We start from the raw sequence: 26,052 nt of genomic DNA, 5'->3' as shown, positions 1-26,052 counted from the left end.
CTTCACATGCTCAAGATCTACAATACGCTGACGGGAAAGAAGGAGCCGTTTGAGCCGATCGCGCCAAAGACGGTGAGGATGTATGTGTGCGGCGTGACTGTCTATGACTACTGCCATATCGGCCATGCGCGGAGTGCGCTGGTTTTCGACGTGCTCCGGCGTTACTTGGAATACAGTAGCTATGCGGTGACCTTTGTGAAGAACTTCACCGATGTCGATGACAAGATCATCAAACGGGCACATGAACAAGGTGTTTCGTGTGATGCCGTGACGGCCAAATACATTCAGGCCTACCATGAGGATATGGGCAAGCTGGGCATCCAAGCTGCGACGGAGGAGCCGAAGGCCACGGAGCATATCGCCGACATCATCAAACTCACAGAACAATTGGTCAAAAAGGGGTTGGCGTACGTGGTGGACGGGGATGTGTATTTTGAAGTCTCCAAGTATCCTGAGTACGGACGGCTGTCAAAACGACGACTCGAGGACTTGCAAGCCGGCGCGCGTGTGGATGTGGATAAACGGAAGCGCCACGCGATGGACTTCGCGCTATGGAAGAGCAGTAAGCCCGGTGAGCCGACATGGGAAAGCCCCTGGGGGCTAGGGCGACCAGGCTGGCATATCGAGTGCTCCGCTATGTCGATCCGGCACCTCGGTGAAACCTTCGACATCCATGGCGGTGGGATGGATCTCATTTTCCCACACCATGAGAACGAGATTGCGCAATCATGCGGAGCGACAGGAAAAGAATTCGCGCGCTATTGGGTCCACAACGGGTTTGTGCAGGTCAACAAAGAGAAGATGTCAAAGTCGCTGGGAAACTTTTTCACGATTCGGGAGATTTTCGAGAAGTCGGAATGGCCTGAAGAGATCACGGGAGAAATTCTCAGATACTTTCTCCTATCAACTCATTACCACGGGCCGCTCGATTTTTCTGATCAGGCATTGAAAGAGGCAAAGAACGCACTGAATGGGTTCTATGATCTCTTTAAACGATTGGACGAGCCAGAAGAAAAAACCGCAGCTGACGAGGAGCTTCGTGAAGTGATCGAACGGTGTAGGGTTGCGTTTCACTCTGCAATGGATGATGACCTGAATACACCCGAAGCGATCGCTGCCGTACAAGACATGAAAGGCCACGTCAATAAACTACTCAGTCAAGGCGTATCTACACCTGCACGCAAAACCGCCAGAGAAGCGTTTCGGAGTCTTGGGGGGAACTTTGGACTGTTTCAATTGGATACATGGCAGTTCGGATGGATAAGGGTGGATTCAGAACGGGACCCCTCAGCTCGAAACGCGATTGGTTTCGCATCTACGTCCTTGTCCGATGCTGAAATTAACCGAAGGGTGTGTGAACGAGTTGACGCCAAAAAGGCAAAAGATTTTAAGAGGGCTGACGAAATCAGGGGAGAGCTCAAATCCCTTGGCATCATCATCGAGGACAAACCTGATGGCACAACCCGATGGAAGCGCTGAGGCACAGGAAATTCTCTACGGCCTCCATGCCGTACGCGAAGCGCTGAAAGCCGGAAACAGGCCATTGCAACGTCTGTTGGTTCTTCGAACCGACAAACAGTTCACTGATGTGGTCCAGCTAGCTCGATCTCAGCGTGTTCCCATTCATGTTCAGCCCCTCGCTTCGTTCGATCGTCTTGTTCCTAACGGCAAGCACCAGGGCGTCGTCGCCTTTGCCGCCGCAAAAGCCTATCAAACGGAAGAATCGATTCTGGCTCGCGCCGCACAACGGAACGAGCTGCCGCTCTTAGTCATTCTAGATGGAGTCGAAGACCCGCACAACCTTGGCGCCGTACTTCGGACGGCAGAGGGCGCGGGTGCCCACGGAGTGTTTATTCCCGAACGCCGAGCCGCCGGATTGACTTCAGTGGTGGCCAAAGCTTCGGCCGGAGCGATCGATCACATTCCCGTTGCGCGCGTGACCAATATGAGCAGATCGATTGAGTCGTTAAAGGCGGCTGGAGTGTGGATCTACGGGGTGATCCCCTCGGCGAACAAGATATTTACGGATGTCGATCTCCGAGGACCGGTTGGGCTCGTTCTGGGAGGGGAAGGAACGGGAATCCGACCTGGCGTCTTGCAACATTGCGATGAATGCGTCCGCATTCCTCTGAGCGGCCAGGTTGAATCGTTGAATGTGTCCGCCGCTGCAGCTATCGTCCTCTTCGAAGCGGTTCGTCAACGCCGAGCAACCCAGGACCGGCCTGACTCTAGCGGATCTTGAGTGCGCCACCCTGGATGGCCATCTTCAGCAGTTGAGCCGTATTCGACACGCGCATTTTTTTCATCATATTGGCGCGGTGGGCTTCAACGGTTTTGACGCTGATCTTCAACCGTTGCCCGATTTCCTTGTTCTTAAATCCCGCCCAGATCAATTCCAAAATTTCCTGTTCGCGTGACGTGAGCGACTCAGGCCGCTTTGTGCGCGCAGGAGGTTCAAGATTGGCAAGAGATTTCCGAGGCCGTGGCTTTCCAGTTGCCTTCGCCATAATGGTTAGTTCTCCATACTACGTAGGTCTATGCTTCAGGTATACTCATAATCGAACAAAGCTATTATGGAACGATCCTTCACGAATGTAAAGAAAGGCACTTCGGCCCTAGTAGGGTTGCTGAGTAGGGAAAGAACTCTGGGCAATTATGCATGACGGACCAATCCTGTTCCTGCTCCTGATTGCCGGACTTTTTGGCGCCCTCATCGGCAGTTTTCTCAACGTCTGTATCTACCGGTTACCACGGCAGGAATCGATTGCATGGCCTGGCTCTCATTGTCCAAGATGCACCCATCTCATTGCCTGGTACGATAACATTCCCATCGTCAGTTACGTGGTGTTGGCTGGACAGTGCAGGCATTGTGGCGTACGCATTCCTTTTCGCTATCCCATGGTCGAGATCCTGAATGCCTTAGGTTATGTAGGGCTCTTCTGGTTCTTCGGCCCAAGCTGGGCTACAGCGGCGTACTGCTTGCTCTATTCAGCCCTCCTTGTGGTAGCTGGGACGGATCTTTCTCATAAGATCATCCCCAATGCCGTAACCTTTCCAGGGATCATTGTGGGCCTCGTCTGTGCCGCGACCATTCTACCTCTTGGCTTCCTGGATAGCATGTTGGGAGTTCTCGTCGGAGGTGGAATCCTGTGGCTTTTAGCGTGGGCCAGCCCCTATCTCTTTGGCAAGGAGGGGATGGGGGGAGGGGACATCAAGCTTCTGGCGATGATAGGTGCGTTTCTGGGATGGAAGCCTGCCCTGATGACGATCATGGTAGGGTCGTTGCTGGGATCACTTGTGGGGCTTACATTGATCGCCACACAGGTGATCAAGCGAGAAGACTATATTCCCTTCGGACCGTTTCTGGTTTGTGGTGCGCTGGTTTCACTCTTCTTTGGCCAGTTTCTCCTTGATTGGTATCAAGGGCTATTGGCCGGATAACGGCTCTCCTGGCCGATCCCCCCATTTCGTACTGTATCTCTTCTGTCAAGAACTGTATCTCTTGAGGTACTACTCCTATCTACGATCATTTCCTTCCATCGAGACGATATGCCTTCCTGATCATCCTGAACCGTTCTTCTATTCGCGCTATTTGGTTCCATCGATTCAATAGCTTAGGTACCTTTTGTCAGCCCTCGCTTGATTTGGAGTCAATCTATGGAGGCCTCAATTACGAGTGGCACGAGTTTTGAGATAGCGTCGCACTACCAAACCAGTGCAGACATTGTCAGGAGAGTATGAAACAAGAAGGCAAGACATTGATGGAGCTCATGGTGGTCGTGGCGATTATAGGGATAGTCGCCACGATGGCCCTCCCCAACTACTCGGTCCTCAACTCGCGCACTCAGGTCCGTTGTACGACCGAAGAAATCGCTTCGGAACTGCGCCTTGCTCGACAGCTAGCCATGACCTATCGAGATCGTGTTCGAATCATCGTCGATCTAGAACAGCAGGCCCTTACTACTCAGTTCGTCAACACTGAGACCACGCATCACACGTATCACTATGGAGGAACGGGGATTGTGATCGAAGAGCCCAGCGCAGGGCCGGAAATCCTCTTCCATCCAAACGGACGCTCGGCCAGTGCCACGACGATTGAACTTCACAGTCTAGAAGGGCAGACCCAGCAGCTCACTGTGAGCATCACGGGCCGGGTCTCACTCCTATGAGGCGAACAATGAAGAATGATGGTTTCAGTCTGATCGAAGTGATGGTAGCGATGGTGATTGCAGGAGTTGCGCTGATGGGTACCCTGGGCGCAGTGGAGGTGTCGTCCAGGCACATACGACAGGGCGGCTTGAACAGCAAGGCAATCGAGTTGGCCCAGGCACGGCTGGAAGCCAAGCGGTCCGTTCGCTGGCAGTCTCTTCTGGACGATGACCTCGATCACGATGGTATTCCAGAAACGCTTATGGCCGATGATGGCCAAGGCTCTGACATAACGGCGGGTGATGGGATCTACACAGCCGGCTACGAGCGTGACGGGGTGACGGTCGTGTGGACGATTGAAGCTGAACATCCAGGGCCACTGCGTTCCGCCACCATGGTGAGGATACAAGCGGTCGCGTCCTACTCAGGCCTTAACGGCCACAAGAGAGAAGTGCAGGTGGCAACCATTCGAACCAACCCAAACTTTGTGGGGCAACGATGAATCAAGAAGATGCCACCAGGTTGGCCAGGCGGAGCCGGCGCTCCATCGGCCTTCTATTCGGCAAGAGTGGAGTGTGTCTAACCGAATTGATGGTCAGTTTGACGGCCGGAGTGATCGTATTGGCTGCAGCGTTGAATGCCTTCAATGTTGCGCAGGTGCATGCGAGCAAACAGCAAAAGGATCTGAGACACCAGCAAGACCTCCGACTAGGGCTAGAGGTGTTCGAACAAGAGGCTCGTTTGGCGGTTGCCGAGTCGATCGTCTCAACAACTTCGGATGCATTTCGCTTTCACGCCAATATCAACGCCCATCGAACGATGACAACTGGTCCGGTTATGCCGGGGCAATCAGTTATTCCGGTGCAGGATGGCAGGGGATGGAGTGAGGGAAAGACCGTCATCATTTGTGGTCAGCAGGCCTGCGAAAACCATCGACTCTCCAGGTCAGGGCAGCACTATCAGCTGACCTTAACTGAGCCGGTAGCCTCGTCTTTTCCCGCTGGTGCCTTTGTGGAAGTCAACAATCGGGTGGGTTATTACACCAAACGAAATGAAAACGGAACAGTGAACCTCATGCGGATGGTCGATGGGGGAGCGAATACGCTCATCGGAGATGTGGAAGATCTACATTTTTCGTATTGGGACGAGCAGGGGCATGTCACCCAGCAGCCATCGCTCGTGAAGCGAGTCGTGCTTGAAATTGAGTCGCATCACTCCCTGCATCGAATGATGCGGGAAGTGAGCCTTCGATCATAGGAGTGAAGACATGTTCTATTGGACTATCAAAGATGGTCAGCAGGGAATTGCGCTTCTGGGAGCGATGATCGTCGCGCTCATGCTCTCGCTGTTGGGTGCAACGCTTCTCAATCTCGCCGGACAAGAGGTCGTCAGTGCTGGATTAGCAAACCAGGCATCGGTTGCCCAACAACTGGCCGATGGAGCCGGTGAGTTGGTGGTGGCCTGGTTTCACAGTCCCCAGACAACGACGGACTTACCTCAACTGTCGTTTCTTCGTGAAAAGAGACATCGCGATAGGGAAGGAGCACCATCCTTCTTTGATGCGTCTGGCCGATCACAATTCGTGGGCACGGCGGATCAGCCGGATGTCCGGTTACAGGCAGCCAATCCCGCGGATAACAGACTATTGAATGATCCCGAGATAGGGATGTTTCGCACCATGGCCCATGTAGGACAGATGGAAGATGTCAAAGTCTATGCGCCGTCAAAGCCGGGCCTTCTGTGTACGATCGACACCACGGTTGTAACACATACCAATCCCCCGGTTCGGCAATCGATCCTCATGCAGTTGGGCGCGCTGGACGTACCGCCGTTAAGAGCCGCTGTGCAGGTGGGTCGGCAGCTCGGCCGCTTCCAGCCAGGAAGTGAGTCACCTGTCTCTGTGCATTGGGGTGAGTTAAAGGTAGGGGGTGATCTGATTCTCTCACAGCTTGATGAGATCCCACTGAAGAGTGCGCTTGCTCCAGTCACCGGGCAGGCCTATGACGAAATGATGCCACGAGAAGATCGATGGGCGGAAGCGTGGATAGGCGGGACGGTTCAGATGACACATGTAGCATCCCAACAGACTCCCAGTTTCCCCCACAACCTTCACATAGGTCAGAATCCGACTCCTGGCGTTGGCCTTGATCAGTGGCCCTATGAGCACCTCAAGCGAGTGGCAAAACGATTCGGTCGCTATTTCGCCATTGATCGCGAAGGCCTTCTGTATCCGCAAGGTATTGTCGAACCAGGACGTGGCATCTCCCCTGACGAGGTATTCCGATCACAGGGAAACGGGGATCAGCAGGGTCTGATCTTCATTGACACGCTCGATCAGACGGCCCCCCGCCTGGACAATCTCGGGGTGGTCAGATTACAGGATCCGTACTTTGAAGGCATGGCGGTTGTGCAAGGCCACATTGTGCTTGCTCCCAGTGGATCAGGACAGTCCATCAAGGTCCTGAGTCCTCTGTCAGATCAGGGGACCGCTATCGCTCGGACGCCCGTTCAACTCTCGGGCGTGCATGTCAACGGGGTGCTCCACGCAAGCGGGGATATGACGATAGCCGGAAGAGTCCGAGTGTATGGAGCCGTGGCAGCAGGTGGGACGATTACCTCTGCAAGCTCAGGAAGCACACTGGAGGTGTGGTATGACCACGATCTCAGTCGAGGGCTCTATCGTGGATTGCCCGTGGTCTATCGTGCCCCTGGTACATGGATGACGCGATATTGAGCTGTAGACGAAGCTCGAGTGCTCTCAGTGAGAAAGACCGAGACATAAAAACAACTTCTTATTGTCGATGTGAAAGGATGAGATAGAATGATCACGCAAAGCGTTGAGACTCATCAGAAGCGGCAGATCCTCTCGGCTGCCAGTCTGAAAAAGCTATCGATGGCCAAACCACCTCGCAAGATGACAATGGGGCGCAGTCTCTTAGACTGTATCGCCTATCGTGGGCTCATCAAACAGGCAGACCTCGATGCCGCAATAGAAGAATCTCTATCACGGGAAATTGATCTGGAGACTCTCTTGCTCGATAAGTACCGCGTGCCGAGGTCTGCCCTCGGGTCAGCGCTCAGCGAATTCTACCAATGCCCCTACGTTTCCTATGATGAGCGCACCGTCATCGACCCGGAGCTCTTGAAAAACCTCAGTTTCGACTACCTCAGAAGAAGTGCCTGGATTCCATTGAAACGACAGGGGACTGTCCTCGACATTGTCATCAATGATCCGCACGATCTGGAGAAAGGCTTGGATATCCGACGTGCGTTCCCTGGGACGACGACACGCTTCTCCGTCGGGCTTCGGCGGGATATCGAACAATATCTCCTTGTCGCAACAGGTCAGGCCAATGGGGGATCGATCACCGAGATTCTGGGCGAACTCGTCGATGAAGCGGGCATCGAACGAAACGGCGAGGCCGAGTCCGGAGAGATCGATGAAAACGATTCAGCCATCGTGCGTCTCGCGAACCAGGTGATCGCTGAGGCGTATCGATTAGGGGCCTCTGATGTCCATATTGAGCCCTATTCGGATCGCAAGGAAACGGCGGTACGGTTCCGTGTCGATGGAACCTGTTTTACCTATATGCGGATTCCTGCCGTCTATCGGCGTGCCATTGTGTCGCGGTTGAAGATCATGGCCAATCTGGATATCGCTGAAAGGCGGAAACCTCAGGACGGAAAAATCCGGTATAAATTAGGGAAAGATCGTGAAATCGAATTGCGGGTCGCGACCTTACCTACTGCAGGAAACAACGAAGATGTAGTGCTGCGTCTTCTCACGGCAAAGGACACCATGCCCTTAGAGGCCATGGACTTTTCCCAAGACGTGCTGCAGACCGTTAAAGAACTGTCCGAACATCCGCATGGAATTTTTATTTGCGTGGGGCCGACTGGATCAGGGAAAACCACCACGCTGCACGCCGTCATGAAACACATCAACACCGATGAGCGAAAGATCTGGACTGCAGAGGATCCCATCGAGATCACGCAGGAAGGTTTGAGGCAGGTTCAGGTGCATCCGAAAATCGGGTTTACCTTTGCCACGGCAATGCGCGCATTCCTTCGAGCCGACCCGGACGTGATTATGATCGGGGAAATGCGCGACAAAGAAACGGCCGATATCGCGATTGAAGCGTCCCTCACGGGTCATCTGGTAATGAGCACGCTCCATACCAACAGCGCTGTAGAAACAATCACTCGACTGCTGGACATGGGTTGCGACTCGTTCAACTTTGCCGATGCGATGTTGGGGGTGCTGGCCATGCGCCTCTGCAAGCGCATTTGTTCTGACTGTAAAGAAACCTACCATCCGACTCAGCAAGAGTATGACGAACTCGTGCAAGGCTATGGAGCGCAATGCTGGGGCAAGCTAGGGGTTCCCTACACGGAAGACTGGACCCTCTCTCGTGGGCGTGGTTGCGAGATCTGCAATCACAGCGGGTTTAAGGGACGGGTGGCGCTGCACGAACTCCTGGTTGGGTCTGAAGACATTAAGAATCTGATCCAGGCCAAAGCGAGGACAGCCGAAATTCTCAGCGTGGCAATGCGGGATGGAATGGTCACCTTGTTGCAGAATGGGATCCAGAAGGTGCTGAGAGGTCTCACGACTTATCGGCAAGTCCGAGCTGTTGCGATAAAGTAGCTTTGTGAGGAGAGAATCGACCAGTTGAACCTGCTTAGGGGGTTTGCTCTAACAAGAGGGTAAATGCTTTCAGTTTCATGAGCATATCGGGTCGAACGCGGATGAATTCCAGCCCACATCGGTGCCCGGAAACCCAGCGAACTCCAGCCAATTCGATCGTAGCCGGCCCCTCGCCATTTACAAGCTCGATATCCAGTGTAATGTAGGTCGAGACCGATGGAAGGTGCTCCGTCGTGATGGCACACCCCTGTGCAGAAAGGTCTAAGACAGTTCCGTCCGACGTGACTTCATTGCTGCACAATGTGCAAGGAAGCTGGACGGCAAACCGCTGGACCTTGCGAAGCTCTTGTTTCATACGATTCCTTCACACCTCTGTAGATTGAATCCTACCCGATCCTCCGCCTGTTGTCCTACCCTCTGTCATCTGCAGGAACGATTACTCGCATAACTCCAGTGCTGGATCGCCACCCCATAGACAAACTCCGTACACCGTTCTAGGCGAAAATTGTCGTACGTAGGCGCACAAAATGACCGAATTTGGTTGGCGCCATCGTGGATGAACCCTATCAAATCAGGAGGTTAGAAGGGGGCCACGTCTTACTGAGAGCGGCATGCCCCTTGCTCGGTCAGGAGGTGCCATGGTGCAACCAGCAAGAGGATCAAATCGAAGACGGTGGGGGCAGAGTGGATATACGCTCTTGGAATTGATGATTGTCGTCGCGATCATCGGAGTGATCGCAGGCATTGGAGGAGCTAATTTCGGAGTCTGGAAATCTCGCGCGGACCTGAAGGAAGCGATTCAGGTTGTCCGGAACGAATTGGCGGTCGCACGCATGACATCGATGAGCCGAAATGTACCTGTCACTACGACTATCGCAGTTGTTCCTACCCTGGTCACAGTAACGACCATCAATACGAATACATTAGCGGTACTTTCTACAGCATCGAGCAAGATCACCCGCATAAATGGCATTGCAAATCAAACCGGAGGTGTGCCAACGGCGCCTGTCTTTACGGCAGCACCGATTGCCACGGTCCAGTTCAATGCAATGGGGTTTCGAGTCGGAGGAAACGTGCCGTTATCCCAAAACCAAGTTATTGGTCTTGTCAATGACGCGGGGACCACCTATGCCATCCGCATCAATCCGCGCGGTGTGGTGGACTGGTGTCCAAGTCAATTCTGCATGGGGACTCGTTAGCGGGAAGGGATCATGAAGATCGTACGAACCGAATCGGGATTCACGCTACTGGAAGGCATGATTGCCACCGTGATCTTGTCGGTTGGCGTGATCGCTATGGGCGCGATGCAAGGGATTGCCATCACGCGCAACGTCGATTCGACGGAACTCACGCTCGCGACCAATTTGGCTTCGGAAATGCTGGAGCGGATCCAGTTCAACCGTCGAAATGTCACGGCTTATGCCAACATGGATATCAACACCGCCAATCCCCCTCCCAATCCATGTGTCTTTCCTGCAAACCAGACAATGGCGCAGGGAGATTGTGTCCAGTGGCAAGCAATGATGACGAACCAAGGCGCCTCAGGGATCAGTCAGGCATCGGTGCTGACTGGGGTGCGAGGGGTAGTGACCGTCACTCCGGTCGTAACCATTCCACCGCTGAATCAGAGCAGAGTGAATGTCGTCATCACGTGGACTGGGCGAAATATGGGCACGACTGCTGCGGCTCCAAGAAGAGTTATGTTGGATACCACCATAGCACCAGAGTGAAGGGATAGTCGGCCGAATATGGAAAAGCCTAGGCGTCAGACGAGCAATCAAGACGGGATGACGTTGGTCGAGCTGATGTTTGCCGGGACCATTGCAGTGGGTATCGTGGCCGCCGGACTTGCCGTGGTGACGTCGTTCGAACGGTCCAATGCTACCACAGGGCAAACGGGAGAAACGCAGCAGAATGTGCGAAACGCCATGGAAATGATTGCCCGAGATATCAGGCAGGCAGGATTCGGATCGATAGGGGCAGTGGGCAATTGTCCAACCGCCATTGTCCCTCTGGATAATGTCGTCGCTGGGCCCGACACAGGTTCGGATCGTATCAGCCTGGTTGTGCCGCTTGGAAATCCAGTGGGGACGGCGACCAGGCCGCCCTGGGTACTACAAGCCCCAATCGGCCCTGGCTTTATTTCATTTACGCTCTTGTCCCTTCAGGCCGTCACAGATATGACCGCTGAGTGGGGCGGAGGCACTTTAATAGGAGCCACGGTGAGTGTTGCAGGGAGCTCAACCGCCACGGTAACCGCGGTCGGTGGATCGACCCTCACCATCACGCCGGTTCCAGCTCCGGTGGCCTTTGGCGCAAACGCGCCGGTGTATCTCCTCCAGTGCATCACTTATCAAATCATTCCGCCGCCGGATGCGAATGGGCTCTGTGACGGTCGCTCCCCATGTTTGGTGCGGGGCGTGGGCACAGGGGGCTTGGATTGCAATACGCCAAATAGTCGCTGCCTGTCCATTGCTGATGAAATTGAAGACATACAATTTACCTACGCCTGCGACGGGTGCATTCTGGCGCTGAATGGCGGCATTCCGGACGGCATCATTGATAATCAGGTCGGGAGTGCTGCTGGGTTTGATCAGTTAGACTTTGTAAGTAATAACGCTTGGAATAGTGCGCCCATGACGCCGGACAAGATCAGTTTAGTGCAAGCCAGCATCGTCGGGCGCGAACGTTTCGTAGATCAAGGAGTGGGAGAAGGGATCGTGACTGGTCGTGTTATGCAAGCTCAACCATTGCAAGTGTCAGATCACAACCATGGCGCTGGGCTCTTTGCGGCTGGTGATTTCGCAGGGCTCAATCCACCCTATACGTCGACCAGACGGCGCATGTTCGTTCGAACGATAGAGGTACGCAATCCAGGGCGATAGTGATGCGAAGGAGATATAGCGTGGGAACAATAGGCCCAAAACCAAGACGGTACGGAGTGTTGAATAATGAGCGAGGCTTTGCTCTCTTTGGTGTGTTTCTGACCATCCTCATGATGACGGCGCTTGGGATTGCTGCGATGACGATGACAGGGCTGGAGAATCGAATGGCTGGATTTGCCAACTCCACGGACGCAGCGGCGGCAGCGGCTGAGTCCTGTATAGGGACCGGCGTCAACGTGATCATGCAGACTTTGCAGGAACGGCAAGTCCCTCTCAGCTATGTCGGACCTGCGGCGGTGGTTCCCGCAAACGCCGAAGGCGCGATCGCACCTACCCTCACGCAAGAAATCATGGGGCAGGCGAACAATAACGCAGACGTCGCTGGTGCGTCTCCCGATATTCAGATGACTGCCGGGCCCTTTGCGGTCGTTGGCGACATCGATCGCCTCTACTTCAAGAACAAGGTCGGTGGATCGTTGCAGTTTGCGGCTGGCTATGAAGGTGCCGCTCAGGGGGCTGCAGGCGGCGGCGGAGAAGCCATCTATCAAATCGATTGTACGGCCACACTGACGGCAACCGGTGCGATGAGTCGGATTCAGGCGGTTTTTGCCTGTGTCAGTGCAGGGGGCGAAAGCTGTCAGCGGAAGATCTAAGGGAGGCATCGATGTTATACGCGTGGTCACATGGGAACATGCAAGCAGTGAGATCATATGTGTTCGCAAGTTGTTTGCCGGTTTTGTTTCTTGTCGGTGGTGCAGGAGCTGTCCCGTTGGTGACCGTCCCTCACGCACTGGCCCATGAGGATAAGAATCCCTATGCGAATTTCAAGGCCGGCGAAGTGACGGGTATTCAAGGGGCCGGGATACAAATCGACAACACGCATTATCCAATCCTCTCAGCGGCCACGATCACAAACCAGTATGAAAATCCCGTGAGCTTGAAGGCTATTGCCCAAGGGGAAAGGGTGCTCTTCCATCTCGACCATAAAGGACGCATTGACCGGCTCGTGTTGTGGGTTCCGAGCTAAGCAGACGAACTAAGCGAGACCGAAGACGCTTGAGTGTAAGGAGGAAATCATCATGAATGGTCGTACCACCGCCACCTCTATGCACGTTGCCCTTGTTGCAGCGAGTCTCTGGTGGGGCGCATCGTCACCGGTATCAGCTCAGACCCTGTCGCAATATACGAGCGAACCACCGTTCCTGACGGAGGCCGTCGCGCCGAACATTCTTCTACTAATGGATAACTCGGGAAGCATGGATAACTCCGCGTACCACCATGCCAACGAAGCCTACAATCCTGCCAAGGCGTACTACGGCTATTTCGATCCTACGCTCTGCTATAGCTATGGATCCAGTCGTTACCAAATCGGAACTTCAAGAGCAGCGACGGCGCCGACCTGTGGCGCTACCTATCCCTGGGACGGGAACTTTCTCAACTATATGACGATGTCCCGCATGGAGGTTGCGAAGTGGGTCATGATGGGCGGTAAGTGTTCCCCACGAGCAGTCAATGGAACCTGTTACCCTGGGGGAAAGCTCAATTATGAAACGACCGACCGGTTTACAGCATTGACGTCCAATGCAACGGGAGTCACGTCCTACGCCGGCACGAGATGTTTCGATCGAAGTGGTAATAACCTTATCGTGTATGGTGGAGCAGCTTGTAATGGGGGCAGCACATCCCACTCGCTTAGTGTCGACATCGCTTCTGAACCGATGGGTGTTATCCAACAAGTAGGGGACAAGGCGCGATTCGGGCTAATGGAGTTCAAAGGGGCGGGAGACGGGGGGAAAGTTTTAGCGGATGTCGGTTCCGGCATGACACCCATGGTGAATGCCATTCAAAACACCCCCGCTTCTACCTGGACACCCTTGGGAGAATCGCTGTATGAAGCCACGCGATATTTCGCCCAGGTCCCTCCGGCGTATAATAACTCAGATTATTCCCATAATGTTCTGAACAAAGACCCGTACTATTTCACCTCTCCATGGTCGGACGTTCCCCAGTATGTGAAATGCTGTAAGAGCTTCGTCATGATTTTCACAGATGGGCAACCGACCCAGGACTTAAACATTCCCTCGACCATCAGGGATAAAGCACATACAGCGAATGCTCATGCGCCTGTCGGGTTCATTGGCCACTGTGCAGGCGCCGCTGGTTGTACGGAGGTGCATGCGTCGGAGCCACATATTTCTCATGGCGGGGGAATGATCAATCACGATGCGAACGGGCAAGTCGATCATCACGACAATTGTTCAGCGTATTATGGGGGGCTCAATGCCGATACCTGCACAGGGAATGGCAGCCACTATCTGGACGATGTCGCGTACTATGCCCACACGACGGATCTTCGGCAGGCCACCATTCCAGGCCTGAATCTCAATGGATCGGACGCAACGGGAAAAGACATTCCCGGTGTCCAAAATCTGGTTGTCTATACATTCTATGCCTTCGGCAGTGGTTCAAAACTTCTTCAGGATGCTTCCAAGATGGGAGGATTTGAAGATCGCAACAACAACTTGGCATTTGATGCGGGCGATGTGTGGGATCAGTACAACAACTACACCGGTGGATTAGGCGCCGATGGCGTTCCCGATACGTATTTTGAATCGTCAAACGCCGACGATATGCGCGACAGATTTATCTCTGCTATCAATAGTATTCTCCGTCGGAGTCAATCCGGAACCTCCATTTCGGTCTTGGCGACATCCGGGACGGGAGAAGGCGCACTCTATCAATCATTTTTTTACCCCAGCACGCAAGAGCCGGCGACCAACGCGGATGTCCGATGGACTGGATTTACTCAGGGACTCTGGGTGGATAAGTTTGGAAATCTCCGAGAAGATACGTTGGAGGATAACAAGCTCACGTTGGCGGATGACTATATCGTGAAGACGATTATCGATCCAACGACCGGCGATGTCGGTGTACAACGGTTTCTGGATAGCGATGCTGACGGGAAAGCCGACAATCCCACAGCGCCTCTTCCAACTATTCCCTTGAGAGAGGTGAAGGCGATTTGGGAGGCTGGCAAGCAACTCGCCAAGCTAGACCACGCGAGTCGCCGAATCTTAACCTGGGTCGATGCCAACAATGATGGCGTGGTTGACTCAGGGACAGATACGAAAGGCCAAACGGACGGGACTCATACGGCGGCATCAGGAGAAGTCATCCCATTCACGACGGCAAGCGCAGCCTTGTTGAAGGAGTATCTCAGGGCCGATGCCGATGCACCGGCCACCAATCCGTTTAAATCAACCGATATCATTCAGTTCATTCGAGGTTGTTATGACACCAGTGCTGGTGGGCCATGTCCAAGGTCGGCTCAGCTCCGTGATCGCCGGTTAACAGTGCCTGGGTTGGGGCTATCCGTATGGAAATTCGGCGACCCCGTGCATTCCACACCGACGGTCGTCTCCCAGCCGAGGGAATCGTACGACTTTATCTACGGCGATCCAGGCTACTTGAATTTCTTCAAGCGCTGGAAGAACCGACGACATGTCGCCTATGTGGGAGCGAATGATGGGATGCTCCATGCTTTTAACGGGGGATTTTATAACCGGGGCGACGATACTACTACGTCCGGGGTGGTGGAGCATGGATGGTTCTCCAATACCCCGACGAGTGATGGGCGGGGACAAGAGCTCGGCGATGAACTCTGGGGCCTCATCCCCTATCAACTCTTGCCGCATCTCCGCTGGTTGGCGCAAGCCGACTATACGCATGTGTACTATGTGGATCTTAAGCCGAAAGTGACGGACGTTCGTATCTTCACTCCCGAGCCGGCCTGTAGTAATCCAGTGGCTGCGGGCTGTATCCACCCGAACGGATGGGGCACGATTCTCATCGGGGGATTTCGCATGGGTGGGAGCTGTGGGGCTTGTGGCGCAGGTGGTGCTGCTCCCATGACGGTGAGCATCGGAGGCACCAACCGAACGTTCTACACTGCCTATTTTGCCCTCGATATTACGGATCCTGATGCGGAGCCTAAGCTCCTCTGGTCGTTCAGCGATGCTGGCATGGGGTTATCGACCAGCTATCCCACAATCGCACGAATGAATCCGCCTGGTTCGAATACCTGTCCTCTTACCGGTCCCTGTGATGATGTGTGGATTGCTGTGTTTGGATCAGGTGCAATCGGATATGAGGGCCAAATTGGGCAGACAGGGAAATTCTATGCGGTTGATATCAAGGTCGGCCCCAAGACGGGCACAGGGGGCAGTGCATCCAATGTGTTCAAGACGTTTCCGATAAAGAGTGCCTCAGGAGGGGATCTCAATACCTTCGTCGGCGATTTAGTCAGCGTGGATCGTGACTTGGATTATCGTGCCGATGCGGTCTATGGCGGGTCAGTGATCCATGACAACAGTCTTCCTTGGAGAGGGCGGATGTACCGGTTGACCGCGGGTGGATGTCTCACGGCGCCCTGTTCGTCTTCGACGTGGGGATATGATTTGTCGGGAAGCCGCGTGCCTACCGAGGTGTTGGATAACTTTTCACCCTATCCGTCAGGGACCGCAATAGAAGCCGGGCCCATGGTGGCCGCTCCTGGCCTTGCGGTCGATGATGCCAACAATTTGTGGCTCTTTTTTGGAACGGGGCGGTTCTATGGCAATCCCGACAAGACCAACTCCGAATCACAGCGCTTATATGGCATCAAAGATTCGGTACTGAGTGATAGTTGTACAGAGGGGAGCATAGACGGTTGTAAGGCGACTAGCCTCGTGAATGTCTCCGACGTTGCCGTATGTGTCGTCTGTGCAACAGGGACGAATCAAGTCACTTCGACAGCGCTTTCAGGAGTTCAAAAGGTTCAAGGAACAGATCCAACCACGACATTGCAAGGTCTGGTGCAAAGCAAGGACGGTTGGTTTACCAATCTCACGACCACACGGGAGCGGTCGATCACCTCGCCGACGGTACTCGGCGGAATCGTGTTCTACCCCACCTATGTGCCGCAGGACGATCTCTGTATCTCAGCTGGTGACGGGTATCTCTACGGTCTGTTTTATCAAACTGGGAGTGCCATGAGCACCCCTGTCCTAGGGACCTCCGCATCGGGGAGCAGTACGATGGCGAATTCAAGGGTCGATATCGGTCAAGGCACAGGAATGCTGTCGGTGATGGCCGTTCACATCGGTGCCCAGGGTTGGGGCACTGGTGGCGCTGGGACTGGTGGAAGTGGGTGTCAGTCCGGCATTACAGGAATGATGCAATCGAGTGCGGGATTGACCAACACGATTTGCACGAACCCTGGAAGTGTCACGAGTCGGTTCATCGCTTGGATCAATCTGCGCGAGTGACCGAGTGCAACATAGAGAAGTACAAACATCCGGCGAGCAGTGTGGCTGTTCTTCTCAAGCATGTTTGGGAAGAACAGCCGTTCAGTCGCATTCGTGGAAGCGATCGCGGAGAGGGATTGCGTCAGTCTGTGTTCTGGTAACGATCATCTCTCTGCCCGTTCCTGGCTGCACATCACGATCCAGTGAATCTCCAAAAGCTAATCAGCCGCCTGCCATTCACTCCATTGTCTTGGGGCCAACCCCTTTCAATCGGCAAACGGATCTCATCGCGCAGGTCAACACGCATGATCCGGACAATGACACGGTCCAAGTTCGGTATCACTGGTATCTGAACGATCAAGTAGTCGATGGCGAGAAAAGCCCAACTCTTTCGGCTTCTCTGCTAAAGCGAGGAGACCGAGTTCAATTGGAAGCGGTGCCGTTTGATGGAAAGATTGCCGGGGCTAGCCGGAAATCTGACACCATTACGGTGGACAATACTCCTCCGTCGATTGCGCAAGTCGGTATTGGCTTGAAATCGAACGAACGAGGAGATCGTCTTCAAGCACTGGTGGACGCCTCGGATCATGATCAAGACATTCCACAGTTTCTGTATCGATGGACCAAGAACGGACACGTCGTGAAAGAGAGTGAAGAAGATTTTCTGGAACTAACTGAGGTCAGACCGCAGGATCTTGTCGTGGTTGACGTCAGGCCGCGCGATCAGCACGCCACAGGAAAGGTATCGCGCTCGGATCCCTACACGGTTGGGAATAGCGCACCCAAAATCGTCTCATCTCCACCAACGTCCATCGATCGCACTCGCTATGAATATATAGTGAAAGCTGTCGATTCAGATTCCGACTCGGTGAACTTCCAGCTCGAGGTCGCTCCGCCGGGCATGGCGATCGATCAAACGACGGGTCACATTGTGTGGGATATCGGACTTGTGAAACCGGGAGTGCATCGCGTGAAGGTTGTCGCGACGGATGAACAAGGAGGGTTTTCCTTCCAGGAGTTCGAACTCACCGTCGCAGCTCCTGAACAGTCCAAACCAGAGTCCTAGCCTGCGATGTGCTTCAGCATTCCCTGTGCTTGTCTCGACTTTTCTGAGTCTGTTACAATCCCTGCACCATGTAGGAGGGAGACCACTTCGGACTCGTGCGTAAACTCAAACTACGAGAAGGCACTAATACCGCCGTCCTGTTCGGTCACCATGACCGGCATCTCAAGCTGATCGAAGACGAGTTGGGTGTCCGACTCTCTGCCCGCGGGGAAGAACTCACGCTGGATGGTCTTCCCGAAGCTGTTCGTCAAGCGGAACGCATTCTCGTTGAACTTGCCTCTCTGACCAACCAAGGGATATCACTCCAAGCTGAAGATGTCACCCATGCGCTCAGCGCATTGCGCCGAAGCCCTGAGGCGTCGCTTAAGGACGTGCTCGGCGAGTCGGCCATGATTGTGACGAATAAACGGTTTGTTGGTCCCAAGTCACCCACGCAGAAGATCTACATTGAAGCAATCGAGCAGCATGATATTGTCATTGCCATCGGACCGGCTGGAACGGGAAAGACCTATCTCGCTATGGCCATGGCGATCAGCGCGTTGATGAATAAAGAGGTGAGCCGGATTATTCTTGCGCGGCCGGCGGTTGAGGCAGGGGAAAAGCTCGGGTTCCTGCCCGGCGATATCTATGAGAAAGTGAATCCCTATCTGCGACCGCTCTATGACGCGCTGTTCGACATGATGGATATGGAGCGGGCGAATCGCTTGATCGAACGGGGAGATATTGAAATCGCCCCCCTGGCGTTTATGCGCGGGAGAACGCTCAATGATTCGTTTGTCATCTTGGACGAAGCACAAAATGCTACAGCAGAACAGATGAAGATGTTTCTCACGAGGCTGGGGTTCCATTCCAAAGTGGTCGTGACCGGCGACATCACGCAAGTTGATTTACCGAGTGATCGGGTGTCCGGCCTCATCCAGGTAAAAGACATTCTCCATGAGATTGAAGGAATTGAGTTCGTGTACTTCGACGAAAAGGATGTGGTTAGGCATCGATTGGTTCAAGAAATTATCAAGGCCTATGATCGCCACCAGCCAGTACACGGCAGTGATGTTCGGCATACTCGAGGGCAGGTCTCGTCTCACCAGCGTCCATCGTCCAATCCCCGCAAGTCGCCTGCGTCAGGCTCGTCGCCTGGCGATCCACCCAGCAGTCCTCATTGATGGCAATCTATCTTCGCGTGCGTCTCACGCGGTTTGCCGTCAGACAAACCATACTGGCCCATGTAGCTGAACGCCTCTTATCGGCGATTGGAGAGTCTCGGTCGGAACTGAGCCTGGAGTTGATTGGAGATGGACGTATGCGACGCCTGAACCGTGAGTATCGCAAGAAGGATCGACCAACGGATGTCCTGGCTTTCCCCATCCGTGAGGCCGTGATGCCTCAGGGTGTGCGTCCCGTTGCCCACATGCTCGGGGATGTTGTGATTTCATTGCCGACCGCCGTTCGCCAAGCAAAGGAAGCTGGACGATCGATCGATGATGAGCTGACGATGTTGTTGGTCCATGGGGTGCTTCATCTCTGTGGGTACGATCATGAACGTAATCCACGAGAAGCGGCGCGAATGGCGCGTCGTGAGCGAACATTGTTTCATCGGATGTCACCTGTGCCGCGCATGGTCACGCTTCGCACTGCACGCCAAACAAGGAGTCGTTGACGATGGGATGGTTTCAACGGCTGAATGAGGGGCTCGGCAGAACACGCCATGTCGTGCAGCAATCGCTGGACCGATTCCTCGGACGTGCACCAGATGAAGAACTTCTTGAAGATCTTGAGGCAGCGCTGCTCGCCGCCGACCTTGGCGCCCGTGCCGTCGATCGTTTGATACGGCAGGTCAGGGAAGAGACGCGGGGAGCAGACGCAAAAACTTCGGAAGGGGTGCAGAATGTCTTAAGTCGGTCACTCTATGGCATTCTGAAAACCGTATCAGGCCCAACGATCGATCAGCTGGTCACCGAAGGCCCTAAACCGTTTGTCACCCTTGTCGTTGGAGTGAACGGCGTCGGAAAGACAACCACCATCGCAAAAATTGCACAGCGGATGATGCAGGGCGGGCGGCGACCTCTTCTTGTCGCTGGAGATACCTTTCGTGCAGCCGCTATTGATCAACTTCAAGTGTGGGGGGATCGGGTCGGAGTGGAAGTGATTCGCCAACGTCACGGTGCCGATCCGGCTGCTGTGGCCTTCGACGGTGTCGTTGCAGCCAAAGCCAGAATGGTGGATGTGGTCCTTATCGACACGGCGGGTCGTTTGCACACCAAGTCCAATCTGATGGACGAGCTGCGGAAAGTAAAACGGGTGATCGCTCAGGAATTACCTGGTGCACCACATGAGGTGCTGTTGGTCCTGGATGCCACGGTCGGACAGAACGCGCTAGCTCAGGCCCGTCAATTTCACGAGACTGTTGGGGTTACAGGACTTGCTCTGACGAAGCTCGATGGGACTGCACGAGGGGGGATTGTCGTAGCCATTGCCGAAGAACTGAAGCTTCCCCTGCGCCTCATCGGTGTAGGAGAAGGAGCCGATGATCTCCAGGACTTCAATGCCGAGGCGTTTGTCGCAGCTCTGTTCGGGCAGCCGACGTCCCGCCCATAAACCACGCATTTTCTTCTCATTGTTCACAACGTCGTGCTATTCTCCTTGTGTAAGGTAGACCTCTTAGGTTGAGGAGGGCCAGCGGCGATGGTCAAAGTGTTGATCGTAGACGACGATCAGATGAATTGCGATCTATTGCAGAGCGTCTTCACCCGTCACGGGTGTCACGTCATTTCAACGACCAATGGACAGGAAGGTCTTGATCTCTTCCGCGCACACAACCCACAAGTCACGCTGGTAGACCTCCGTATGCCGGGGATGGACGGATTGACTGTCTTGAAGGAAATCCGGGCCATCGACCCTCATGCGCCGGTGATTATCCTGGGTGGTGGAGCCACGGAAATTCAGGAGAATCAAGCACGAGCTCTACGAGCCACGGATTTCATCAGAAAAGGATTGTCACTGGACGTCCTTGTTGAAGCCGTCACTCGACTCTCACAGGTGTCTGTGCCGGCGACGATCACGCAGCCGCCTCTTGGCAACGGGAATGTCATCGAACGGATTGATGAAACGGTCTTGGTGGTCGACGACGAACCTCTCCTATGCGACCTCTTGGTGCGGTTTCTCACTCTGCGCGGGTATCGGGCGTGTGGCGTTAAAAATGGCGACGAGGCTCTGCGGATAGTCGAAGAGATGCCGCCCGATGCGATCGTGCTCGACCTGATCATGCCTGGAATGCCGGGGGTGGAAGTGCTTCGCGCCCTGCGTGACAGGAACTATTCAGGGGGTGTCATCATCATGACGGGAAGTCACAATGAGGAGTTGCTTGGAGAAGCGTGGAGCCTGGGCCCTCAGGAGATTCTTATCAAACCCGTCGATCTTGAACGCCTCTTAACCGCGATCCAGCTTGTACTCGTCTGCCGCGAGTGCTAAAACGCTTCCTGATGTCCATCAGGAAATGTGTCCTTCGCTCTTGTCTCATCGGTCTGCTGGCGATCTCCATCGTACACACGTGGTGTGTCTCGGCTCTGCCTGCCCAGGAGACTGTCACCAACGTTCATCACACCCTCTCAGTTGAGATGATTCCCGCCGCACATGAGGTTGTGGCGAGTGATCAGGTCGAACTAGGAGTGAATCCACAGGTCACGTTGGTCACGTTTACGCTTGCCCATACGCTGCATGTCGAGTCCGTTGTTATGCGAACGCACTCGGTTTCGGGCGGGGAGGGAGGCCGGGATGAAGTCGTTCCGTTCACGATAGTGCGTCCTCCTGAGTCCACAGCTCAACGCATTGTCGTCTCGCTTCCCAAAGACCATGACCGGAGAGTGACCTTGGTCCTGAGTTATCGGGGTCAGATCAATGACCCTCCCAGAGAGCCGCGCCACTTGAGATTCGTGACCCCCAGCGAGACAGCGGGACATGTCGGTGCGGAAGGTGTGTACTTGAGCGGTGAGAGCCAATGGTATCCAGATGTCATCGGCTCCTTCGGTACCTATCGAGTGACGGCTCAGATTCCACAGGGCTGGACGGTGGTGGCATCGGGCCGTAAGGAAGGCGAGACAACGAATGCGGGAAAGACCTCTTCAACCTGGATCGTTCAGGACAAGTCTGAGGCATTCACGATCGTTGCCAACAAGTTTGTGACGACATCGCGGGAATGGAAAAGTCCAACAGGACAGCGAGTCGAACTCCAGACCCATTTCTTGCCCGATAATGTGGGCTTGGCGGATGAGTATCTCAATGCGACTGCAAAGTATCTCGACGCGTATGTCAGGATCCTCGGGGACTATCCTTTTGACAAATTTGCAGTGGTCGAGAATTTCTTTGCGAGTGGTCTTGGTCTGCCGTCGTTCACTCTCCTCGGCAGCGGCAGCATCAAGCGACACTATATCCAGCCCTATGCCTTGGGTCACGAGATCGTCCATTCATGGATCGGCAATTCGGTGTTCAATCGCGACGATCATGGGAATTGGGTCGAAGGCATGACGACCTACTTGGCGAATTACTACTGGCACGAGCTGGTACAGGATATTCCACAAGCCTTTGAACAACGGCGAATGATGCTTGATGGGTACAATCTCTATGTGAGGCCTGAAACCGACTATGCGGTCTCGCAGTTTCTGAGAAAACATGACGAGAAAGATAATGCCATTGGGTACCAAAAATCGGCCTTTGTCTTTCATCTCCTTCGACAAGAAATCGGAGATGAGCCATTCTGGCGTGGTGTGAAGACCTTCGTCCGTAGTTATCGCAATCGCGCGGCGGACTGGCAATCAATCGAGGAAGTCTTTTCTCGAGAAAGTGGTCAGGACTTGCGGTGGTTTTTCGAGCAATGGGTCGAACAGCCCGGTGCTCCACGCGTGTCCTTGCGGGATGTCCATGCCCGTCGAGTGAAGGGAGAGGGCGGCAAAGAAGTGTGGCGGCTGACGGTTGAGATTGAGCAGGCTGAGAAGCCGTTTCGGATGACGGTCCCCCTCCGCATCGTGATGAAGGAATCGATGGACATCAAGTTGATCACGCTGAGCCAGTCGCAACCCAACGTTGCCGAATTTGTGCTGTCCAACCAGCCGCTGCGGGTGGAGCTTGATCCAGATCTCATGACGTTTCGCCGCGTGACGAGGCATCAGCTGCCGCCCATGCTGAACGTCTATGTGACGGATCCACACAAGACGGTGGTGCGGGCGTTTTCTGACCCTGGGTCGCCGTTGCAGCAGGTTGTGTCTCGCATTACCGATCATGAGCTCACAGGTTCGCTTCGAACGGCGGTGGTTTCGCTCCAAGAGAATGCCCTCCCCCATACGGGATCGATCCTCGTACTGGCAGGAGTCGACCAGCGACAGGCGGTCCAATCCGTCATGCAGGAGTCTTGTGGTGACCGGGTTGCTCTTGGAGATAGGGGTTTCCAGATCGATGGTCAGACGTATGATGGGCCGACGATGGCCGTGCTGTTTTCCTGCCCTCGAGCGAATGTGCCGGGTAGTGTCATCACAGTGCTGTATGGCGTGACCTCGGGTGCGGTCGAGAAACTGTCGCGCTTTCTGTTTTATTATGGGTGGCATAGTTACGTGATTTTTCAAGATGGAGTTGTGACGAAACGCGAAGTGTGGCCTGGTTTGCAGGATATGAAGGAGGTCAGGATCAATGCAACGTCGTAAGACCGGGGGAATTTCGATTTTGGGGTTTTGTGTGTTGATGGGGGTTCCCTCATTTGCCCTGGCCGCTGATCAACATAAAGAGACTATGACGTCGGTTCGGTCTACGGAACGGCATCTAGCCAATATCCGGCAGCTGACCGTTGGCCGCCAGAATGCGGAGGCCTATTTTTCATTTGATGGGACCAAACTGATCTTTCAGTCGACCAACGATTGGTCAAAGGACGTCCTGGGGAACCGTTCGAAACCAGCTGACGCAGGGTTGGGTTGCTATCAAATGTATGTGATGGATACGGAGAGCGAGGCTGTTCGCTTGGTGAGTACCGGGAAGGGCGCGACGACGTGCGGCTATTTTTTCCCCGGCGACCGCCGGGTGCTGTACTCATCCACCCATGCTGCCGGGCCTAACTGTCCGCCGAAACCTAAACGGGATGGAGCCTATCGATGGGCACTCGACGATTATGATGTCTACGCTGCGAATCTCAGCGGACAGGATATGCAGCGGCTCACATCATCACCAGGATATGACGCAGAGGCGACGATCTCTCCCGATGGGAAAACCATTGTGTGGACATCGGTGAAGGATGGAGATCTTGACCTCTATACGATGAGTCTGGACGGGACAAACGTTCGCCGCCTGACGGACGATGTCGGCTACGATGGCGGGGCATTTTTTTCACCAGATAGTAAGCGAATCGTCTATCGGGCGGCCCATCCAACTGATCCGTCCGAAGTGGCCAAATATAAGGAGCTGCTGGCACAGCGGTTGATCGAGCCAGGCCAGCTTGAACTTTTCGTCATGAATGCCGATGGGTCTGGGAAGAAACAGGTCACTACGACCGGCGCGTCGAATTTTTCTCCGTATTTTCATCCTGACGGCAAACGCATCATCTTTTCCTCCAATATCGAAACGAGAGGGGAAGGGGGCCGCCCCAGTTTCCATCTGTATCTGGTGGGTGACGACGGAACTGGGTTGGAACGGCTCACCACGGAAGGGCACTTTAATAGTTTCCCCATGTTTTCCCCTGACGGCAAACGCCTCGTCTGGGTCTCGGATCGACATGCCAAGGAACCCGGAGAATTCAACGTGTTCTTGGCCGATTGGGTGCCATAAGGCACGGTGATCGGTGATGAGTGATTGGTGATCAGTTCCGGACATCCAGGGAGCCTTGTTACAGATGGTGGCGTAATGAGAGCCCCGTCGCAGTCATCGCGGAACACCATCTTCTCGATTGCGGCAGTCGGTAGTTCCTGTATTGCGTTGGCCATCAGCTTTCTCGGTGTGGCCCAGTTTGATCTGCCAATCACCAAGTATGTTCGATCGGTGACGATTCATCTCCCCTGGGACCAACTCACCGTTCCGTGGATGGCGTTCACCAGCGATATGGGGGACTGGATCGGCCAAGGCTGGCGGCTGACAGCCGTCAGCCTCCTTCTGCTCGTCGGCGCGTGGGCCTTTGAAAAGCCGATAGTCAAGATCGCGGCCATCCAGTCCTTGATCGCTCACGGCATCGCCGCGCTGCTCGCCAATGGACTGAAACACCTCATCGGCAGGCCTCGACCGAAGTTCGTTCATGGGGGAGACTGGCAGATGACCCCTTCCTGGGCATCGGGGCTGGACTCCTTTCCGTCGGGACATAGCACGGCGAGTTTTGCCGTCGCGACGGTGCTGGCTAGACGGTTTCCCCTCGTCGGACCGCTCTGTATCGTGATCGCACTGTTCGTCGCCCTCAGTCGTGTCCTCCGAGGATCGCATTTTCCGACCGATGTCCTTGGAGGGATGGCGATGGGCATCCTCAGCGGCTTCATCGCGACGGCTCCATTAAGACAATGGCGCGCGTCAATACAGGATGGACTACGATGTGCAGCGATGGGTGCTTCGGCGGTATTTGCCTTGCTTTGGGTTCTCTCCCATCGAATGGAAGATGGAATGGTGGACATTCTCTTCATGACGCTGGGAGTTGGTGCTGTAGTGGGCGGCTTATGGATACGGAAAACTCATTGGGTCCACAGGGGAAGAACAGGAGAGCGTTGGTACTCGAATACCTCAGCGCTGTTGATAGCGTACGGCTTGGCTGCCCTGACGACCTCACCTCTTGTCCTCTCATCGGTCGGATTCGCCTGCATGGCGTGCTGGTTCGACGCGATAGGTCGGAACGACGACCACGCTGAGGAATTGCCTGGCTGGTCTATGATGCGGGAAAGTGCCTTGCTTGGGGGGGTGGCTCTCGCCATTCTGATTCTTGTTGATGCGCGAGGGGTCCTGCCCTTTCAGTGACCGCTATTGCGCAGGTGATGTGTACTGGCTCCGCTCAATCTTTCCTTCCAGTCA

Annotated in this window: 24 protein-coding genes; 22 read left to right on the top strand and 2 right to left on the bottom strand. The window is 54.5% G+C overall.

Annotated elements, in window-relative coordinates; translation table 11 throughout:
- Nucleotides 1–6: 6 nt before the first annotated feature.
- Nucleotides 7–1,479 carry a cysteine--tRNA ligase gene (locus E8D52_04925; GenBank protein ID TKB69712.1) on the top strand — a complete coding sequence of 491 codons (1,473 nt, stop codon included), beginning with the start codon at nt 7–9 and terminating at the stop codon, nt 1,477–1,479.
- A gap of 10 nt (nt 1,480–1,489) precedes the next feature.
- Nucleotides 1,490–2,242 (top strand): 23S rRNA (guanosine(2251)-2'-O)-methyltransferase RlmB, encoded by a 753-nt coding sequence (rlmB, locus tag E8D52_04920; protein TKB69757.1) that lies wholly within the window; start codon nt 1,490–1,492, stop codon nt 2,240–2,242.
- Here the strand turns inward: rlmB and E8D52_04915 are convergent.
- Nucleotides 2,229–2,507: a response regulator transcription factor gene (locus tag E8D52_04915; protein ID TKB69711.1), complete on the bottom strand. Its 279-nt coding sequence runs from the start codon at nt 2,505–2,507 to the stop codon at nt 2,229–2,231. The genes rlmB and E8D52_04915 overlap by 14 nt on opposite strands.
- Nucleotides 2,508–2,655: 148 nt before the next feature.
- Between E8D52_04915 and E8D52_04910 the strand changes: the two genes are divergently transcribed.
- The 6 genes from E8D52_04910 to E8D52_04885 all read left to right on the top strand — a co-directional run bounded on the left by E8D52_04910 (nt 2,656) and on the right by E8D52_04885 (nt 8,797).
- A complete protein-coding gene (locus tag E8D52_04910) occupies nt 2,656–3,441 on the top strand; it encodes a prepilin peptidase (GenBank protein TKB69710.1) in 786 nt (261 codons plus the stop codon).
- 296 nt (nt 3,442–3,737) lie between these two features.
- A complete protein-coding gene (gspH, locus tag E8D52_04905) occupies nt 3,738–4,169 on the top strand; it encodes a type II secretion system protein GspH (GenBank protein ID TKB69709.1) in 432 nt (143 codons plus the stop codon).
- The gene (locus tag E8D52_04900; GenBank protein ID TKB69708.1) at nt 4,166–4,651 is read left to right on the top strand and encodes a type II secretion system protein; all 486 of its coding nucleotides are present in this window, start codon (nt 4,166–4,168) and stop codon (nt 4,649–4,651) included. Before gspH ends, E8D52_04900 begins: the two co-directional genes overlap by 4 nt.
- Nucleotides 4,648–5,406, top strand: coding sequence for a hypothetical protein (locus E8D52_04895; GenBank protein ID TKB69707.1), 759 nt, complete (start codon nt 4,648–4,650; stop codon nt 5,404–5,406). Before E8D52_04900 ends, E8D52_04895 begins: the two co-directional genes overlap by 4 nt.
- Before the next feature lie 10 nt (nt 5,407–5,416).
- Nucleotides 5,417–6,883, top strand: a complete 1,467-nt coding sequence (locus tag E8D52_04890; protein TKB69706.1) for a hypothetical protein — start codon at nt 5,417–5,419, stop codon at nt 6,881–6,883.
- A 186-nt stretch (nt 6,884–7,069) separates the two neighbouring features.
- Nucleotides 7,070–8,797, top strand: coding sequence for a type II/IV secretion system protein (locus tag E8D52_04885; protein ID TKB69756.1), 1,728 nt, complete (start codon nt 7,070–7,072; stop codon nt 8,795–8,797).
- Nucleotides 8,798–8,831: 34 nt separating this feature from the next.
- On the opposite strand, the gene E8D52_04880 is transcribed toward E8D52_04885, so the two are convergent.
- Nucleotides 8,832–9,152, bottom strand: a complete 321-nt coding sequence (locus E8D52_04880) for a PilZ domain-containing protein (GenBank protein ID TKB69705.1) — start codon at nt 9,150–9,152, stop codon at nt 8,832–8,834.
- Between the two features lie 256 nt (nt 9,153–9,408).
- Here E8D52_04880 and E8D52_04875 point away from each other — a divergent pair, with 256 nt between their 5' ends.
- The 14 genes from E8D52_04875 to E8D52_04810 all read left to right on the top strand — a co-directional run bounded on the left by E8D52_04875 (nt 9,409) and on the right by E8D52_04810 (nt 25,998).
- The gene (locus E8D52_04875; protein ID TKB69704.1) at nt 9,409–9,996 is read left to right on the top strand and encodes a prepilin-type N-terminal cleavage/methylation domain-containing protein; all 588 of its coding nucleotides are present in this window, start codon (nt 9,409–9,411) and stop codon (nt 9,994–9,996) included.
- Nucleotides 9,997–10,008: 12 nt separating this feature from the next.
- The gene (locus tag E8D52_04870; protein ID TKB69703.1) at nt 10,009–10,527 is read left to right on the top strand and encodes a hypothetical protein; all 519 of its coding nucleotides are present in this window, start codon (nt 10,009–10,011) and stop codon (nt 10,525–10,527) included.
- A gap of 18 nt (nt 10,528–10,545) precedes the next feature.
- Nucleotides 10,546–11,682: a hypothetical protein gene (locus E8D52_04865; GenBank protein ID TKB69702.1), complete on the top strand. Its 1,137-nt coding sequence runs from the start codon at nt 10,546–10,548 to the stop codon at nt 11,680–11,682.
- Between the two features lie 20 nt (nt 11,683–11,702).
- Nucleotides 11,703–12,335, top strand: coding sequence for a hypothetical protein (locus tag E8D52_04860; protein TKB69701.1), 633 nt, complete (start codon nt 11,703–11,705; stop codon nt 12,333–12,335).
- Between the two features lie 59 nt (nt 12,336–12,394).
- The gene (locus tag E8D52_04855) at nt 12,395–12,709 is read left to right on the top strand and encodes a hypothetical protein (GenBank protein ID TKB69700.1); all 315 of its coding nucleotides are present in this window, start codon (nt 12,395–12,397) and stop codon (nt 12,707–12,709) included.
- Nucleotides 12,710–12,761: 52 nt separating this feature from the next.
- Nucleotides 12,762–16,988 (top strand): hypothetical protein, encoded by a 4,227-nt coding sequence (locus E8D52_04850; GenBank protein ID TKB69699.1) that lies wholly within the window; start codon nt 12,762–12,764, stop codon nt 16,986–16,988.
- A 229-nt stretch (nt 16,989–17,217) separates the two neighbouring features.
- Complete coding sequence (locus tag E8D52_04845) at nt 17,218–18,033, top strand: hypothetical protein (GenBank protein ID TKB69698.1); 816 nt, start codon at nt 17,218–17,220, stop codon at nt 18,031–18,033.
- A gap of 95 nt (nt 18,034–18,128) precedes the next feature.
- Nucleotides 18,129–19,196: a PhoH family protein gene (locus E8D52_04840; protein ID TKB69697.1), complete on the top strand. Its 1,068-nt coding sequence runs from the start codon at nt 18,129–18,131 to the stop codon at nt 19,194–19,196.
- Nucleotides 19,196–19,690, top strand: coding sequence for an rRNA maturation RNase YbeY (ybeY, locus tag E8D52_04835; GenBank protein ID TKB69696.1), 495 nt, complete (start codon nt 19,196–19,198; stop codon nt 19,688–19,690). Before E8D52_04840 ends, ybeY begins: the two co-directional genes overlap by 1 nt.
- Nucleotides 19,687–20,628, top strand: coding sequence for a signal recognition particle-docking protein FtsY (gene ftsY, locus E8D52_04830; GenBank protein ID TKB69695.1), 942 nt, complete (start codon nt 19,687–19,689; stop codon nt 20,626–20,628). Before ybeY ends, ftsY begins: the two co-directional genes overlap by 4 nt.
- An 87-nt stretch (nt 20,629–20,715) precedes the next feature.
- Nucleotides 20,716–21,501: a response regulator gene (locus tag E8D52_04825; GenBank protein TKB69694.1), complete on the top strand. Its 786-nt coding sequence runs from the start codon at nt 20,716–20,718 to the stop codon at nt 21,499–21,501.
- A gap of 11 nt (nt 21,502–21,512) precedes the next feature.
- A complete protein-coding gene (locus tag E8D52_04820) occupies nt 21,513–23,723 on the top strand; it encodes a M1 family metallopeptidase (GenBank protein ID TKB69693.1) in 2,211 nt (736 codons plus the stop codon).
- The gene (locus tag E8D52_04815; GenBank protein TKB69692.1) at nt 23,710–24,834 is read left to right on the top strand and encodes a hypothetical protein; all 1,125 of its coding nucleotides are present in this window, start codon (nt 23,710–23,712) and stop codon (nt 24,832–24,834) included. The genes E8D52_04820 and E8D52_04815 overlap by 14 nt, the downstream gene beginning before the upstream one ends.
- A gap of 75 nt (nt 24,835–24,909) precedes the next feature.
- Nucleotides 24,910–25,998, top strand: a complete 1,089-nt coding sequence (locus tag E8D52_04810) for a phosphatase PAP2 family protein (GenBank protein ID TKB69691.1) — start codon at nt 24,910–24,912, stop codon at nt 25,996–25,998.
- Nucleotides 25,999–26,052: the final 54 nt, after the last annotated feature.

The organism is Nitrospira sp. (assembly GCA_005116745.1).
In the GTDB taxonomy this organism is placed as follows: domain Bacteria; phylum Nitrospirota; class Nitrospiria; order Nitrospirales; family Nitrospiraceae; genus Nitrospira_D.
Note: the sequence above shows the minus strand (reverse complement) of the source record. Positions and strands in the feature narration are given on the sequence as shown.